The sequence below is a fragment of the Polaromonas sp. SP1 genome (genome assembly GCF_003711205.1).
Classification (GTDB): Bacteria; Pseudomonadota; Gammaproteobacteria; order Burkholderiales; family Burkholderiaceae_C; genus Polaromonas.
Map to the genome: position 1 here is coordinate 3,095,469 of NZ_CP031013.1, position 14,172 is coordinate 3,109,640.

Here is a 14,172-nt window from a genome sequence, read left to right on the forward strand (position 1 = left end):
GTTAAAGGCGGTAGAAGTCCTTGATGAGGTCCCAGGCGACCTGTGCGTCGTCCACATACTGAAAGAGCTTCAGGTCGTTGGGCGAGATCACGCCTTCTTCCACCAGCATGTCGGTGTTGAGCAGGCGCTGCCAGTAGCTGCTGCCGAAAAGAATGATGGGCACCGGTTTGGCCTTGCGGGTCTGCACCAGCGTGACGACTTCAAAGAGTTCGTCCAGCGTGCCGAAGCCGCCCGGGAACACCACCAGCGCCTTTGCGCGCATCATGAAGTGCATCTTGCGCAGCGCGAAGTAGTGGAACTTGAACGACAGCTCGGGCGGCACGTAGGGGTTGGCGGCCTCTTCCATGGGCAGGGCGATCGCCAGGCCTACGCTTAAACCGCCGGCCTCATGCGCGCCGCGGTTGGCCGCCTGCATGATGCCGGGGCCGCCGCCGGTGCAGATAAAAAGCTTCTTGTCGGGCGATTGGTTTTCACTGTACTGCGCCACCAGCTTGCCGAAGGCGCGGGCCTTTTCGTAATAGTGGGCGTTGCGCGCCAGTTTGCGTGCGCGGTCTATGACTTCGGCGTCGCCAGTGGCTTCTGCTTCAGCCACCATGGTGACGGAATCTTCTTCGCTGCGAAACCGGGCGCTGCCGAACACGACGACGGTGTTTTCAATGCCGTGGGCTTGCTGCTCGAGGTCGGGCTTGAGGAGCTCCAGCTGAAAGCGGATGCCGCGTGTTTCGCGCCGCAGCAAGAACTCTGGGTCGGCAAAGGCCAGTCGCGACGCGTCGGCTTCCAGCGGGGTGCCTTCTCTGGCATGGGCTTGAAGTTCGGCCCAGGCGTTGGCGAGGCGGCTGACGGAGAGGTCTTGTTTTTGTTCCATGCGCTTATTGTCAACGATCAAGATGACGGTGAGGCTTTGGACGGAGCACCGGCTCACACAAAGCAAAAAGGCTCCGTGAGGAGCCTTTTTTGGGGGGAGCCGGAGCGGGTGCGTTTAGACGCGCTTGCGGTATTCGCCGGTGCGGGTGTCGATTTCAACCACATCGCCCTGTGCCACGAAAATCGGCACGCCGATTTCAAAGCCGGTGGCGAGCTTGGCGGGTTTGAGGACCTTGCCGGAGGTGTCGCCCTTGACGGCGGGTTCCGTCCAGGTGATTTCGCGTTGCACGCTGGTGGGCAGCTCGACCGAGATGGCCTTGCCGTCGTAGAACACGACTTCCAGTTCCATGCCGTCTTGCAGGTAGTTGAGCGAGTCGCCCATGTTTTCGGCTTCGACTTCGTACTGGTTGAACTCGGAGTCCATGCAGACATACAGCGGGTCGGCGAAGTAGGAGTAGGTGCAGTCCTTCTTGTCCAGGACGATTTGGTCGATCTTGTCGTCGGCCTTGAACACGACTTCGGTGTTGAAGTTGGCGACCAGGCTTTTGAGCTTCATGCGCACGGTGGCAGAGTTGCGGCCGCCGCGGCTGTATTCGGTCTTGAGCACCACCATGGGGTCTTTGCCGTGCATGATGACGTTGCCGGCGCGGATTTCTTGAGCGATTTTCATAGCAGTTTCACTGAGGTAGGCCGCTAAACGCTTGCACCGGTGTGCAGGTTCCGCGGCGGGTTGTGCGGGCCGCCCAGGTTGGGTCGATCTTCAGATTGATCCGCAAAGCCTACGATTTTAGCGTTTTTTTGCCACAAAGCCGAGCAATCGGCTCACCAGGTCGTCCTGGGCCGTCAGGCGCCCGCGTGCAGCCAGCGCCGCCGCCTGCCAGGCCGGCCAGTCGGCAAGCATGGGCCCGAGGCCGCCTGCGGCGGGCGCCGGAGCGGTTTTACCGTTCCAGGCGGCGTGAAAGGCCCTGAGTGAGGGCGGCGCCTGCAGCATGTCCAGGAAGGCCTGCAGTTTGGCCAGATGGGCATCGTCATGCTGCGGGTAAATTTGCCAAACGAAAGGCCTACCGGCCCAGAGCGCCCGCACCAGAGAATCTTCGCCGCGCACGAAGTTCAGGTCTGAAGCCCACAGCAGGTGGTCAAACCCGGCTTGCTCCAGCAGCGGGAGGTATGAAATTGATAGCAGACTCCCCTTGTCCTGTATGGGCTGGAGGCCTTTTTCACCCTCAACGATGGCCCGCACCGCATGGGCGGCGCGCCCGGCTGCCACCAGCAAGCGTACCGGGTTGCCCTGCAGGCCGTGCCGGGAAAGCTGCGCCAGCAAGGCCTCCAGCGCCGGCGGCTCGTAACAAAACAGCGAGACCAGGGTTTCGCCGCGCCACGGGATGTTTTGGGCCTTGAGCCAGCCGGCGCGGTCAAAGCGCGCCTGGCGCTCCTGCAGGCCGGGCTCTCGCAGCAGCCCGCCGGTATGGGCGGTGAAGCCCGGGTAGAAAAACCACTTGGTCCAGCCCGCCGCCGGGCCGCTTTGCACGGGCGAGGGCATGGCGTGGTAACGCTCGACATAGGCTTCGGCGGAGAGGTATTCGAGGTTGATCCATACGGGTTTCAGGCCTGTAGCCCTCATGCTGCTTGCGCAGGCTGCTATGAATTCAGGGGCAATTTCGCAGCCGAAGGCTTCAACCAGCACGTCGGGCGGTTGTTGGGCAAAGCCCGCTGCCTGCAAGTCCAGCGGCGTGCCGTCTCGCGGCCAGGGCAATACCTGAACGCCCTCGCTGCCTGCGGGCGCCATCCAGGCCAACGCCGCAGCATCGTCCACCCACAGGCGCACGCTGTGCCCGCGCGCGGCCAGGTCGCAAGCCAGGCGCCAGCACACGCCAATGTCCCCGAAGTTGTCGATGACTTTGCAAAAAATGTCCCACTGGCGGCGATTCATGAAAGGATTGTCCACAATACGGCCAGTTGCATACTTTTAGCCATGACCAAAGCCCACGAATTCGACCCCCAACTGCTCAGCGAAGTCGCCGCCTTGCCCGCCTTACCCGGCGTGTACCGCTACTTCGACGCGGAAGGCGGTGTGCTTTACGTCGGCAAGGCGCGCAACCTGAAGAAGCGGGTCTCCAACTACTTCCAGAAGAACCACGGCGGCACGCGCATCGGCCACATGGTGACCAGGATCGCCCGCATGGAAACCACGGTGGTGCGCTCGGAAGCCGAAGCGCTGCTGCTGGAAAACAACCTGATCAAAACGCTGAACCCGAAGTTCAACATCCTGTTTAGGGACGACAAGAGCTACCCCTACCTCAAGCTGACGGGCGCACGCGCGCCGGAGGAAGGCGCAGCGCCCACGGCCGCCGTCTTTCCGCGCATTGCCTACTACCGCGGTGCGGTCGAGAAAAAGCACCGCTACTTCGGCCCTTACCCCAGCGCCTGGGCGGTGAAAGACACCATCTTGCTGCTGCAAAAAGTCTTCAGGCTGCGCACCTGTGAAGACACGGTGTTCAACAACCGCACCCGGCCCTGTTTGCTGTACCAGATCAAACGCTGCTCCGCGCCGTGCGTGGGGCATGTGTCGCCCGAGCAGTATGCGCTGGACACGGCCAATGCCGAACGGTTTTTGCAAGGTCAGGCGCAGGACATCCTGACCGAGCTCGAGCGAAAAATGCTGGCGCATGCTGACAAACTGGAATTTGAGCAGGCGGCGGAATTGCGCAACCAGATGTCGGCGCTGTCCAAGGTGCTGCACCAGCAGTCCATGGAAATCGGCGGCGACAAGGATGTCGACATCCTGGCGGTGAAGGTGCAGGGCGGCAAGGCCTGCGTCAACCTGGCCATGGTGCGCGGCGGCCGCCACCTGGGCGACAGGGCGTACTTCCCGAGCCATGTGGAGAACGCGACCGATGTGGCGGCGCTGGATGCGGAAATGGATGCGGATGCAAGGCAAGCCACGCAAACCGGGGCAGGCGGTGAAGGCGCTGCGGTGTCGCCCGTGCCCGCCGTTGCAGGCAAGTCGCTGGAGGCGCTGGTGCTTGAAGCCTTTATCGCGCAGCACTACATCGACGTGCCCGTTCCTCCCACCCTGGTGTGCAGCGAGCCCGTCGACAAAGAGCTGATGGAGGCGCTGAGCGCGCAGACCGGCACCAAGGTCACGGCCATCCACCAGCCGCGTGAGCAGCGCCGCATCTGGCTGGAGATGGCGCAGAAAAACGCCGGCCTGCAACTGGCGCGGCTGCTGGCTGAGCAGGGCTCGCAGCAGGCGCGTACGCGTGCGCTGGCCGAGGCGCTGGATTTGCCGCTCGACAACCTGGATGCGCTGCGCATCGAATGCTTTGACATCTCGCACACGGCGGGTGAGTCGACGCAAGCCTCATGCGTGGTGTTCCAGGAGCACAAGATGGTCAACAGCGAGTACCGCCGCTACAACATCGAAGGCATCACGCCCGGCGACGACTACGCCGCCATGCGCCAGGTGCTGACGCGCCGCTACACGCGCCTGGCCGAGGCCGCGCGCAACGGCGAGGCCAAACTGCCCGACCTGGTGCTGGTCGACGGCGGCAAGGGGCAGGTATCGATGGCGCGCGAGGTGTTTGAAGAGCTCGGCCTGGACCTGGGGCTGATTGCCGGCGTTGAAAAGGGCGAGGGCCGCAAGGTCGGCCTGGAAGAGCTGGTGTTTGCCGACGGGCGCGACAAGGTCTATTTAGGGCGGGATTCGGCCGCGCTGATGCTGATTGCGCAGATCCGCGACGAAGCCCACCGCTTTGCCATCACCGGAATGCGGGCCAAACGCGCCAAGGTGAGGGTGGGCGGCAGCAAGCTTGAAGACATCGCTGGGATAGGGCCCAAGCGTCGGGCCAGCCTGCTGCAGCGCTTCGGCGGCATTCGCGGCATCGCGTCGGCCAGCGCCGAAGACATTGCCACGGTGGACGGTATTTCGAAAGACCTGGCCGAAGAAATCTACCGCGCCTTGCATTGAACGCCAGACGTATTTGAGCAACGGAAACCGCCGTTTTGGTGCGCATTGCACCGCCATCCGGCAGGATGGTGCGGCTCATGCCAAAATCAGCGCATGTTTTTAACCATCCCCACGCTGATGACCTGGACCCGCATTGTTGCGATTCCGCTGATCGTGGGGGTGTTCTACCTGAACATCGCCCCGACGGACCGCAACCTGATTGCGACCGTGATGTTTGTCGTTTTCGCCGCCACCGACTGGCTGGACGGCTTTCTGGCCCGCAAGCTCAACCAGACGTCCTCCTTCGGCGCCTTCCTCGATCCGGTGGCCGACAAGTTCCTGGTTTGCGCCTCCCTGCTGGTGCTGGTCCACCTGCAGCGTGCCGATGTATTTGTCGCGCTCATCATCATCGGCCGTGAGATCGCCATCTCCGCGCTGCGTGAATGGATGGCGCTGATTGGCGCCACCAAGAGTGTGGCGGTGCACATGCTAGGCAAGGTCAAGACCACGGTGCAGATGGTGGCCATCCCCTTCCTGCTGTTCCACGGCACCTTGTTTGGCGTGATCGACACGCAGTTGTGGGGCACCTGGCTGATCTGGATCTCCGCCATCCTCACGGTGTGGTCCATGATTTATTACCTGCAAAAAGCCATTCCGGAAATCCGGGCGCGCGCCAAATAGCCCTGTCTTTTAAAGCCGAGTCTTGAGTTCTTCATCTTCTCCCGGTGCGCTGATCCGGGCCATGCCCGCCGTGTTCGTCCTGATCTGGAGCACCGGTTTCATCGTTGCCAAGTACGGCCTGCCTTACGCACCGCCGCTGACCTTCCTGGCCATCCGCTATTTCCTGTCCATCGCCTGCTTCCTGGTCTGGATCGCCCTGGCCCGCGCCGCCTGGCCGCAAAGCCGTCAGCAATGGCTGCACCTGGCCGTGACCGGCGTGCTGATGCATGCGGCCTACCTTGGCGGTGTCTGGGTGGCCGTCAAAGCCGGCATGGGCTCGGGCTTGACGGCGCTCATCGTGGGCCTGCAACCTGTACTCACGGCGCTGTGGGTGTCGTGGATCGCGCAAGGAAGTGATGCAGGGGAGGGCGCCAAAGTCAGCAAGCGCCAATGGGCCGGCCTGGCGCTGGGCCTGGGCGGCCTGCTGCTGGTGGTGTCGCGCAAATTCGGCACGGGCACCGAGGTCACGGCGCTGACACTGGCCTGCACCGTGTTCGCCCTCATCAGCATCACCGCCGGCACGCTGTATCAAAAGCGCTTCATGAAACCCACCGATGTGCGCACGGCCAATGTGATCCAGCTGGCGGCCGCTTTTGTGGTGACGCTGCCGCTGGCGCTGTTCGAAACCGAGGCCATCACCTGGAATGTCCACTTTCTGGGCGCCATGGCCTGGTCGGTGCTGGCGCTCACGCTGGGCGGCAGCTCGTTGCTGTACCTGCTGATCCAGCGCGGCGCGGCAACGTCGGTCACCAGCCTGCTTTACCTGGTGCCGCCCACCACCGCCCTGATGGCATGGCTGCTATTTGATGAGCCCATCACCGTGACCACGGTGGTCGGCACCGCCCTCACGGCGCTGGGCGTGAGCCTCGTGGTGCGGCCCGCGAAGCCGCAGGCCGCGTAGTTTTCCAGGGCGTACTCTGGAACTGCGCCACCAGGTAGTCGATCAGCAGGCGAATGCGCCTGGGCTGATCGGTATGGTAGGGCGCCAACCAGTGAATGTCGGCATCGGGCATGGAATAAGCCGGCAGCATGCGCACCAGTTCACCTGACGCAAGCTGGGGCGCGATGTCCCAGAGGCTGCGCAGCATGATGCCGCGGCCATCCAGGCACCAGTCGCGCACCAGCTCACCCGAGTTGCTGGACAGCGGGCCGTGCACCCGCACGCGCGCCGGCGCCTTGTCGCGCTCCCTGTGCAAGGGCCATACATCAAAACGCCGGCCCGTGGTGTTGCCGTTCTCCCGCACGATCAGGCAGGCGTGGTCCTGCAGCGCCTCCAGGCTGGCCGGCGCGCCGTGCTGCTTGATGTAGCGGGGCGAGGCCACGAGGACGCGCTGGTTGCGTGCCAGCCGCCGTGACACCCATTGCGCCGCCTGCTTGCCCTCCACCGACCAGAGCCAGATGGCGCCGTCAAACCCATCAATCGAAAGATCGGGCAACTGCTCGGTGAGCTGCAGCTGGATTTCGATGCGCGGGTAGCGCTCCTGAAAGCTGGCGAGCGCCGGCCCCAGCCACAGGCGGCCAAACCCGAAGGTCGCGGCCAGGCGGATCAATCCCGTCGGCTCCGCTTTGCGCTCCTGCAGTTCCGACTCAAGCGCGGTGAAGCCCTGCAGCAGGACTTGTGCGCGTTCGCATACCGTCTCTCCCTCGGCCGTGGGGCTCACTCGCCGCGTGGTTCGCTGAAAGAGCCGCTGGCCCAGTTTGGCTTCCAGGGCGGCAAGCCGTTTGGTCACGACCGGCGGCGCCACGTCGAGGGCGAGTGCGGCCGCGCTCAGGCTTCCGCCGTCGCGAACCGCCAGGACAAGTTCAAGGTCGCTGCGTTCCATTTGTGCCTAAAAGGAAATAATCGATTGCCGGATTATTGCTTGAATCAAAACCGTATCTTCTACAGAATTGGCGCCATGATCAAACGTGCATGGCGGCGGGCAAGCAGTGCCTCAAGAGAATCAAGGGCAATCGATGTTTGAAGGTTTTTCATCACGCGACGTGGAAGGTCCCGCGGGAAAGCTGCGTACGCTGCAAGGTGGCAGCGGCGTCCCATTGTTGTTGCTGCACGGGCACCCGCAAACCCATGTGATGTGGCATGCCGTGGCCGGTGAGTTGGCCAAGGGTTTCACCGTGGTGATGATGGATTTGCGCGGTTACGGGGATTCGGTCCGGGCCGCCGGTGACGCGGAGCATCAGGCTTATTCAAAGCGCGCCATGGCGCAGGACGCCATGGCTGTCATGAAAGCCTATGGCTTCGACCGCTTTCAGGTGCTCGCCCACGACCGCGGCGCGCGGGTGGCGCATCGCCTCGCGCTCGACCACCCGGCTGCAGTCGAGCGTCTCATGTTGCTGGACATCGCCCCGACATTGGCCATGTACGACAACACCTCGGACGCTTTTGCACGCGCTTACTGGCACTGGTTCTTTTTGATCCAGCCGCCGCCTTTGCCCGAGGCCTTGATCGAATCCGATCCGGTGCGCTATCTGCGCAGCGTGATGGGCAAGCGCCATGCGGGCCTGGCGGCTTTTGCGCCTGCCGCGCTGGCTGAATACGAACGCTGTGCGCAGATACCCGGCACCGCCGCCAGCATTTGCGAAGACTACCGGGCCTCCGCCACCATCGACCTGGCGCACGACCGTACGGACGTCGCGGCCGGTTTGCGCCTGGCGCAACCGCTGCGGGTGTTATGGGGCCAGCATGGCGCGGTGGGCCAATGCTTTGATGTCATGAGTCTCTGGCGCGACCGCGCGAAAGATGTTTCGGGCCGGAGCCTGCCATGCGGCCACTACATCGCAGAAGAAGCGCCGGCGCTGTTGCTGGCCGAAGCACTGGATTTTTTCAAGCCCTGAATCAACGGCCCTCAACAGGCCCATCGCGGTCAACCCCATTCAACCCAATCCAAAAGGACCATCATGAGCAAGAGCACCGGAAAAAAACGCATCGCAGTCATCGCAGGCGACGGCATCGGCAAAGAGGTCATGCCGGAGGGCGTGCGTGTGCTCGAGGCCGCGGCCGTCAAATACGGCATTGATTTGCAGTTTGACCACTTTGACTTTTCAAGCTGGGACTACTTCGAAAAGCACGGCAAGATGATGCCGGACAACTGGAAGGACCAGATCGGCGGGCACGACGCGATTTATTTCGGCGCCGTGGGTTGGCCCGAGAAGATCGCCGACCATGTGTCGCTGTGGGGTTCGCTGCTTTTGTTCAGGCGCGAATTTGACCAGTACATCAACCTCAGGCCGGCGCGGCTCATGCCAGGCATCATTGCGCCGGTGGTCCGGCGTGACGGCAGCGCACGCCAGCCCGGCGAAATAGATTTTTACATCGTCCGTGAAAACACCGAGGGCGAATACTCGAGTATTGGCGGAAGGGCTTTTCCCGGCACGGAGCGCGAGTTTGTGCTGCAGGAATCGGTCTTCACCCGCATTGGCGTAGACCGCGTGCTGAAGTTTGCGTTCGAGCTGGCGCAGTCGCGGCCCAAAAAGCATTTGACGAGCGCCACCAAATCCAACGGCATTTCCATTTCGATGCCGTACTGGGATGAGCGCGTGGCCGAGATGGCCAAAAGTTATCCGGGCATCCGGCTGGACAAATTTCACATCGACATCCTGACGGCGCACTTTGTGCAGCGGCCCGACTTTTTCGATGTGGTCGTGGCAAGCAATCTGTTCGGCGACATCCTGAGCGATCTCGGGCCGGCCTGTACCGGCACCATCGGCATCGCGCCCAGCGCCAACCTGAACCCCGAGCGCAAATTCCCCTCGCTGTTCGAACCGGTGCACGGCTCGGCGCCCGACATTGCCGGCCGCAATATCGCCAACCCCATCGGGCAGATGTGGTGCGGCGCGATGATGCTGGAGTTCCTCGGGCACAAGGATGCGCACGACGGCATCCTTGCCGCGATTGAAAAGGTATTGAGCCCCGGAAGCGGCGCGCCGCGCACCCCGGACCTGGGCGGAAATGCCGGCACAACGGACCTCGGCAAGGCTGTGGCGGCCGCTGTTTCGGCGGCCTGAAACCGCCATAAAGACGGTTTTTGTCAAGCATGAAAATTACACATCATGCTTACGATTAAGTCCTGAAAGCGTTAAAAAAGCGTCTAGAATCCGCCTCCGCACGTTGTAAAAACTTGCTGCTGTATTGACAGGTTAGAAGTCCATGGCTCTAATTGGAATCAGCAGAAAACCTGCACATGCCGCTCCCGCTGACACGCTCACCACAGTGTCCCGGGAGATATTTTTTAGAGACAACCAGATTAACTTTTTTTATCAACGAGGGGCTCCTTGTGAACAAGACCGAACTGATCGAGCACATTGCCAAGCATGCTGATATTTCCAAAGCTGCCGCCACGCGCGCACTGGAGTCAACCATTGGCGCTGTGAAAACAACCCTGAAAAAAGGAGGCTCCGTGTCTCTGGTGGGTTTTGGTACTTTTGCAGTGGGCAAACGCGCTGCTCGCACCGGCCGCAATCCGCGCACCGGCGATGCGATTAAAATCAAGGCAGCCAAGGTTCCAAAGTTCCGTCCGGGCAAAGCGCTCAAGGATGCTTTGAACTGAGATGAACGTTTGACGTGGGGTGCTTAGCTCAGTTGGTAGAGCAGCGCCCTTACACGGCGTAGGTCGGCGGTTCGAGCCCGTCAGCACCCACCACCCACGAAAAAAAGGCGAACATGGTTCGCCTTTTTTGTTGTTGGGGCGGGGTTTTTTTGCCAGTAAAGCAGTCGTACAGGAAATTCGAGATGTTTGATTTCATTCGCAAGCACACCAAAGTCACCATGGCGCTGCTGTTTTTGCTGATCGTGCCGTCCTTTATTTTGTTCGGCCTTGACGGCTACAACCAGTCAAGGGACAAGGGTGCGGTGGTTGCCAAGGTCGACGGCAAGGACATCATCCAGTCGGAGTGGGACCAGGCGCACCAGCGTGAAGTTGAAAGGCTGCGCGTCACCATGCCTTCGCTGGACCCGAAGTTGCTGGACTCCCCCGAAGCGCGCTATACGGTGCTGGAGCGGCTGGTGCGTGACCGCGTGATTGCGGCGGCAGCCGACAAGTTCAAACTTGCCACGAGCGACCAGCGCCTGGCGCGCGAGCTGCAGCAGACTCCCGAGATCGCCTCGCTGCGCCGCCCGGACGGCAGCCTCGACATGGATCGTTACCGCGCGCTGCTGGCCAACCAGGGCATGAGCCCTGAAATGTTTGAAGCCAACCTGCGCGCCGACCTGTCCAATCGCCAGGTGCTCGTCGGCATTGGCGCCAGCGGCTTTTCCGCCAACGCTGCTGCGGACATGGCGCTGAACGCCTATTTCGAAAAACGTGAAGTCCAGCTGGCCCGTTTCAGTGTTGCCGACTTCGCCGCCAAACTGAGCCCGACGGATGCGGATCTTGAGCAGTTCTACAAGACCAACGAAAAGCTCTTTCAGGCGCCCGAACAGGCCAGCATTGAGTATGTGCAGCTTGACCTGGACTCCATCAAGAAAGGCCTGACGGTCAATGAGGCGGACCTCAAGACCTACTATGAACAGAATGCCCAGCGGCTCAGCGGCACCGAGGAGCGCAGGGCCAGCCACATCCTGATTGCATCCCCGAAAACCGCCCCTGCCGCCGACCGTGAAAAAGCCAGGGCGAAAGCGCAAGAGCTGCTGGCGCTGGTGAAGAAATCACCCGACACTTTCGCCGACGTGGCGCGCAAGAATTCTCAGGACCCGGGCTCCGCACCCAATGGCGGCGACCTTGATTTCTTTGCCCGCGGTTCCATGGTCAAGCCTTTTGAGGATGCCGCTTTTTCGATGAAGAAGGGCGACATCAGCGACGTCGTGGAGTCCGAGTTCGGCTATCACGTGATCAAGCTGACCGACGTCAAGGCGCCGAAGCAGCGCAGCTTCGAGGAAATGAAACCGGAACTGGAAGCCGAACTCAAAAAGCAGCAGGCCCAGAAGAAGTTTTCGGAGACAGCGGACGCTTTTACCAATGGCGTCTATGAGCAGTCTGACAGCCTCAAGCCGGTCGCGGAACGCCTGAAGCTGGAAATCAAGTCGGCCGCCAGGGTCACGCGCCAGCCTGAGGCCGGCGCCACCGGCGTACTGGCAAATCCGAAGTTCCTCGGCGCACTGTTCGCCGCTGATGCCGTCGAGAAAAAGCGCAACACGGAAGCTATTGAAGTGGCGCCAAACCAGTTGGTCTCGGGCCGGATTGTGCAGCACACCCCGGCGCGCACCCAGCCTTTCGCAGAGGTCAAAGACCAGGTGCGCCAGCGCTGGCTGGCCCAGCGCGGCGCAGAAGAAGCCCGCAAGGAAGGCACGGCGAAGCTGGCCGCCTGGAAGGCCGCCCCTGCGTCCGCCACCGGCCTGTCGGCGCCTGTTGTTGTGTCGCGGGAGCAAACGCAGCAGCTGCCGCCCCCGGTGATCGATGCCGCGTTGCGCGTGGATGGGGCCGCCTTGCCGGGCTTTGCAGGTGTCGATCTGGGCACCCAGGGTTACGCCATCGTCAAGGTGGACAAAGTCGTGGCCCGTGATGTGCCGGTGGAGGCGGCTGCCAAACAACAGCGCAACCAGTACGCACAGTGGTGGACATCCGCTGAAAGCCTGGCTTATTACAACGGCTTGAAAGAGCGCTTCAAGGCCGAAATCCTGGTGGCCAAGCCGGCGCCGGATGCGGCAAACGCGCAAGAAGCCGCAACGCGATAAACACTGGCAGCTTTCCCGCTATAATCTAGGGCTCCGGTGGCTGTAGCTCAGTTGGTAGAGTCCAGGATTGTGATTCCTGTTGTCGTGGGTTCGAGCCCCATCAGCCACCCCAGTATTTAAAATCCCGCGCGCCGCATGGTTCGCGGGATTTTTGCTTTGGCTGGCATGTCGTACACAGGCGGCAAAATGCCGGGCAGGGTCCAAAGAGTCGTAGAGTGGTGGGGTATGTGTCCGGTTGCCGGCTTCCGGGTCGAATCCCGGCCGTACCTGAGCCGGAATTGAAGATCCCCACCGCAGGAGCCACCTTGCCCCAAACCTTGCGCTTTCACAACTTGCGTTTTCTGATGGCAGCCCGAAACACCGTCATGAAACTGTTGGCGATGGCCGTGATGGCCCTGGCGGGCCAAGGGGCGTTTTCGGCCGACACGTGGCTGACGATCACCGGTGACCCCGGCAATTCCGGCAACCATTACATCCAGGTCAATCCGGCGGCCATCGACATCAAGGACGATCTGCGGGTGATCCCGGTGCGCATCAATCGCGCCAAAATCTGGACCACCAACGAAGGCGTCCAATTCCGTTCGGTCGAGACGGAAGTGCAGATCGATTGCACCCAGCAAACCGCGCGGTATGTGAAGGCGTCTTTTTACGCGCACCCAGACTTTCGCGGGCAGCCTTTCAAGGTCGCCGTCTACGCCCCGGACGACATACGCCCGATGGTATTCAAGGACATTGCGGACAATCCCAATGTGCGGATCATCAAGGCTGCCTGCATGGCAAAAGGCGCTACCAATAACTGAAGCGCCGCGAGGCTTGCTTGTGCGGCCGGGCCGTGGCGGGCCGCAGTTTCAGTTGACCATGACCAGCTTGCCCTTGACGCCGCGCGATCCCATGTGCGCGTACGCGGCCTTGAGTTCGGCCATGGGCATGGTGCGGTCAATCACCGGTTTGATCTTGCCTTGTGCATACCAGCCGGCCAGCTCGGCCATCATGGCGGCGTTGGCCTTGGGCTCGCGTTTGGCGAAGTCACCCCAGAACACGCCCACGATGGACGCGCCTTTGAGCAGCGTCAGGTTAAGCGGCAGGGAAGGGATCGGCCCCGATGCAAAACCCACCACCAGGTAGCGGCCGCGCCACGCGATGGAGCGAAAGGCCGGCTCGGAAAAATCACCGCCCACCGGGTCGTAGATCACGTCCGGGCCTTTGCCCTCGGTCAGTGCCTTGATCTCGTCGCGCAGGTTCTTCGTGGTGTAGTTGATGGTGGCGTCTGCACCGATCGATGTGCACAGGGCGCATTTCTCGTCGGTCGATGCGGCGGCAATCACGCGGGCCCCGGCGGCCTTGGCAATCTGGATGGCGGCCGTGCCCACGCCGCCGGCGGCGCCCAGCACCAAAACGGTTTCACCGGCCTTCAGTTGTGCGCGGTCCATCAGGGCGTGCCACGAGGTGGCGTAGATCATGATGAAGGCGGCCGCATCGACATGCGCAAAGCCGGCGGGCAGGGGCATGCACAGGGCTGCCGGCGCGATGGTGTGTGTGCCAAAGCCGCCGGTGCCGGAGAGGCAGGCCACGCTTTGCCCCACCTGAAGGTGCCTGACGCCTTCTCCCACCGCCTGGACCACGCCGGCGTACTCCGAGCCCGGCACAAAGGGGAGCGGCGGCTTGATCTGGTACTTGTTCTGCACGATCAGCAGATCGGGAAAGTTCAGGCTGGCGGCCTTGATCTCGATCAGGACTTCACCGGCCTTGGGCTGCGGCGTGGGCAGCTCTTTCCAGCTCAGGGCGTCTACGCCCGTGGGGTTTTCACAAAGCCAGGCTTGCATGAGGTGTCTCCGGTGAGTAAGGGTGTAGTAGCAGCGCCGAATGACAGCGGCCAGGGAAGTGGCCAAAACCGCAACAGCAGCGCCTTCACCGCATCATAGGCAAAGCCGCGGCTTTGATAAGGCCGAAATACGCCCGGGCTGTCACGGCC

13 protein-coding genes and 2 tRNA genes are annotated in these 14,172 nt (G+C 62.1%); 10 read left to right on the forward strand and 5 right to left on the reverse strand.

Features of this window, described 5'->3' with window-relative positions; all coding sequences use genetic code 11:
- Nucleotide 1 precedes the first annotated feature (1 nt).
- The 3 genes from DT070_RS14720 to earP all read right to left on the reverse strand — a co-directional run bounded on the left by DT070_RS14720 (nucleotide 2) and on the right by earP (nucleotide 2,794).
- Entirely contained in the window at nucleotides 2-865 is an 864-nt protein-coding gene (locus tag DT070_RS14720; protein ID WP_122956082.1) for a TIGR00730 family Rossman fold protein, read from the reverse strand.
- A gap of 114 nt (nucleotides 866-979) precedes the next feature.
- On the reverse strand, nucleotides 980-1,534 hold the full coding sequence (efp, locus tag DT070_RS14725; protein ID WP_092126478.1) for an elongation factor P: 555 nt from the start codon (nucleotides 1,532-1,534) through the stop codon (nucleotides 980-982).
- A 117-nt stretch (nucleotides 1,535-1,651) separates the two neighbouring features.
- Complete coding sequence (gene earP, locus DT070_RS14730) at nucleotides 1,652-2,794, reverse strand: elongation factor P maturation arginine rhamnosyltransferase EarP (protein ID WP_122956083.1); 1,143 nt, start codon at nucleotides 2,792-2,794, stop codon at nucleotides 1,652-1,654.
- A gap of 42 nt (nucleotides 2,795-2,836) precedes the next feature.
- On the opposite strand from earP, the gene uvrC reads away from it, so the two are divergent.
- The 3 genes from uvrC (at nucleotide 2,837) to DT070_RS14745 (ending at nucleotide 6,431) form a co-directional block, all read left to right on the forward strand.
- The gene (gene uvrC / locus DT070_RS14735; protein WP_122956084.1) at nucleotides 2,837-4,831 is read left to right on the forward strand and encodes an excinuclease ABC subunit UvrC; all 1,995 of its coding nucleotides are present in this window, start codon (nucleotides 2,837-2,839) and stop codon (nucleotides 4,829-4,831) included.
- 93 nt (nucleotides 4,832-4,924) lie between these two features.
- Nucleotides 4,925-5,491 carry a CDP-diacylglycerol--glycerol-3-phosphate 3-phosphatidyltransferase gene (pgsA, locus tag DT070_RS14740; protein ID WP_122956085.1) on the forward strand — a complete coding sequence of 189 codons (567 nt, stop codon included), beginning with the start codon at nucleotides 4,925-4,927 and terminating at the stop codon, nucleotides 5,489-5,491.
- A gap of 61 nt (nucleotides 5,492-5,552) precedes the next feature.
- Nucleotides 5,553-6,431, forward strand: a complete 879-nt coding sequence (locus DT070_RS14745; protein WP_194965997.1) for a DMT family transporter — start codon at nucleotides 5,553-5,555, stop codon at nucleotides 6,429-6,431.
- Here the strand turns inward: DT070_RS14745 and DT070_RS14750 are convergent.
- Nucleotides 6,376-7,353, reverse strand: a complete 978-nt coding sequence (locus tag DT070_RS14750) for a LysR family transcriptional regulator (RefSeq protein WP_122956087.1) — start codon at nucleotides 7,351-7,353, stop codon at nucleotides 6,376-6,378. The two genes, DT070_RS14745 and DT070_RS14750, sit on opposite strands and share 56 nt — an antisense overlap.
- Nucleotides 7,354-7,486: 133 nt before the next feature.
- Between DT070_RS14750 and DT070_RS14755 the strand changes: the two genes are divergently transcribed.
- The 7 genes from DT070_RS14755 to DT070_RS14785 all read left to right on the forward strand — a co-directional run bounded on the left by DT070_RS14755 (nucleotide 7,487) and on the right by DT070_RS14785 (nucleotide 13,000).
- Complete coding sequence (locus DT070_RS14755; RefSeq protein WP_122956088.1) at nucleotides 7,487-8,365, forward strand: alpha/beta fold hydrolase; 879 nt, start codon at nucleotides 7,487-7,489, stop codon at nucleotides 8,363-8,365.
- Nucleotides 8,366-8,428: 63 nt separating this feature from the next.
- Nucleotides 8,429-9,535: a tartrate dehydrogenase gene (locus DT070_RS14760; RefSeq protein WP_122956089.1), complete on the forward strand. Its 1,107-nt coding sequence runs from the start codon at nucleotides 8,429-8,431 to the stop codon at nucleotides 9,533-9,535.
- Nucleotides 9,536-9,804: 269 nt separating this feature from the next.
- On the forward strand, nucleotides 9,805-10,077 hold the full coding sequence (locus DT070_RS14765; RefSeq protein ID WP_007874140.1) for an HU family DNA-binding protein: 273 nt from the start codon (nucleotides 9,805-9,807) through the stop codon (nucleotides 10,075-10,077).
- A 17-nt stretch (nucleotides 10,078-10,094) separates the two neighbouring features.
- A tRNA-Val gene (locus DT070_RS14770) sits at nucleotides 10,095-10,170 on the forward strand.
- 89 nt (nucleotides 10,171-10,259) lie between these two features.
- Nucleotides 10,260-12,200: a SurA N-terminal domain-containing protein gene (locus DT070_RS14775; protein ID WP_122956090.1), complete on the forward strand. Its 1,941-nt coding sequence runs from the start codon at nucleotides 10,260-10,262 to the stop codon at nucleotides 12,198-12,200.
- A 36-nt stretch (nucleotides 12,201-12,236) separates the two neighbouring features.
- Nucleotides 12,237-12,312, forward strand: a tRNA-His gene (locus tag DT070_RS14780).
- 193 nt (nucleotides 12,313-12,505) lie between these two features.
- Entirely contained in the window at nucleotides 12,506-13,000 is a 495-nt protein-coding gene (locus tag DT070_RS14785) for a surface-adhesin E family protein (protein WP_122956091.1), read from the forward strand.
- A gap of 48 nt (nucleotides 13,001-13,048) precedes the next feature.
- On the opposite strand, the gene DT070_RS14790 is transcribed toward DT070_RS14785, so the two are convergent.
- Complete coding sequence (locus tag DT070_RS14790; RefSeq protein ID WP_122956092.1) at nucleotides 13,049-14,023, reverse strand: NADPH:quinone oxidoreductase family protein; 975 nt, start codon at nucleotides 14,021-14,023, stop codon at nucleotides 13,049-13,051.
- Nucleotides 14,024-14,172: the final 149 nt, after the last annotated feature.

Coding starts and splice junctions, on each gene's coding strand:
- efp (WP_092126478.1), bottom strand. CDS start 1,534: ATGAAAATCGCTCAAGAAATCCGCGCCGGCAACGTCATCATGCACGGC.
- DT070_RS14720 (WP_122956082.1), bottom strand. CDS start 865: ATGGAACAAAAACAAGACCTCTCCGTCAGCCGCCTCGCCAACGCCTGG.
- DT070_RS14750 (WP_122956087.1), bottom strand. CDS start 7,353: ATGGAACGCAGCGACCTTGAACTTGTCCTGGCGGTTCGCGACGGCGGA.
- DT070_RS14745 (WP_194965997.1), top strand. CDS start 5,553: ATGCCCGCCGTGTTCGTCCTGATCTGGAGCACCGGTTTCATCGTTGCC.
- pgsA (WP_122956085.1), top strand. CDS start 4,925: ATGTTTTTAACCATCCCCACGCTGATGACCTGGACCCGCATTGTTGCG.
- earP (WP_122956083.1), bottom strand. CDS start 2,794: ATGAATCGCCGCCAGTGGGACATTTTTTGCAAAGTCATCGACAACTTC.
- DT070_RS14755 (WP_122956088.1), top strand. CDS start 7,487: ATGTTTGAAGGTTTTTCATCACGCGACGTGGAAGGTCCCGCGGGAAAG.
- DT070_RS14760 (WP_122956089.1), top strand. CDS start 8,429: ATGAGCAAGAGCACCGGAAAAAAACGCATCGCAGTCATCGCAGGCGAC.
- uvrC (WP_122956084.1), top strand. CDS start 2,837: ATGACCAAAGCCCACGAATTCGACCCCCAACTGCTCAGCGAAGTCGCC.
- DT070_RS14790 (WP_122956092.1), bottom strand. CDS start 14,023: ATGCAAGCCTGGCTTTGTGAAAACCCCACGGGCGTAGACGCCCTGAGC.
- DT070_RS14775 (WP_122956090.1), top strand. CDS start 10,260: ATGTTTGATTTCATTCGCAAGCACACCAAAGTCACCATGGCGCTGCTG.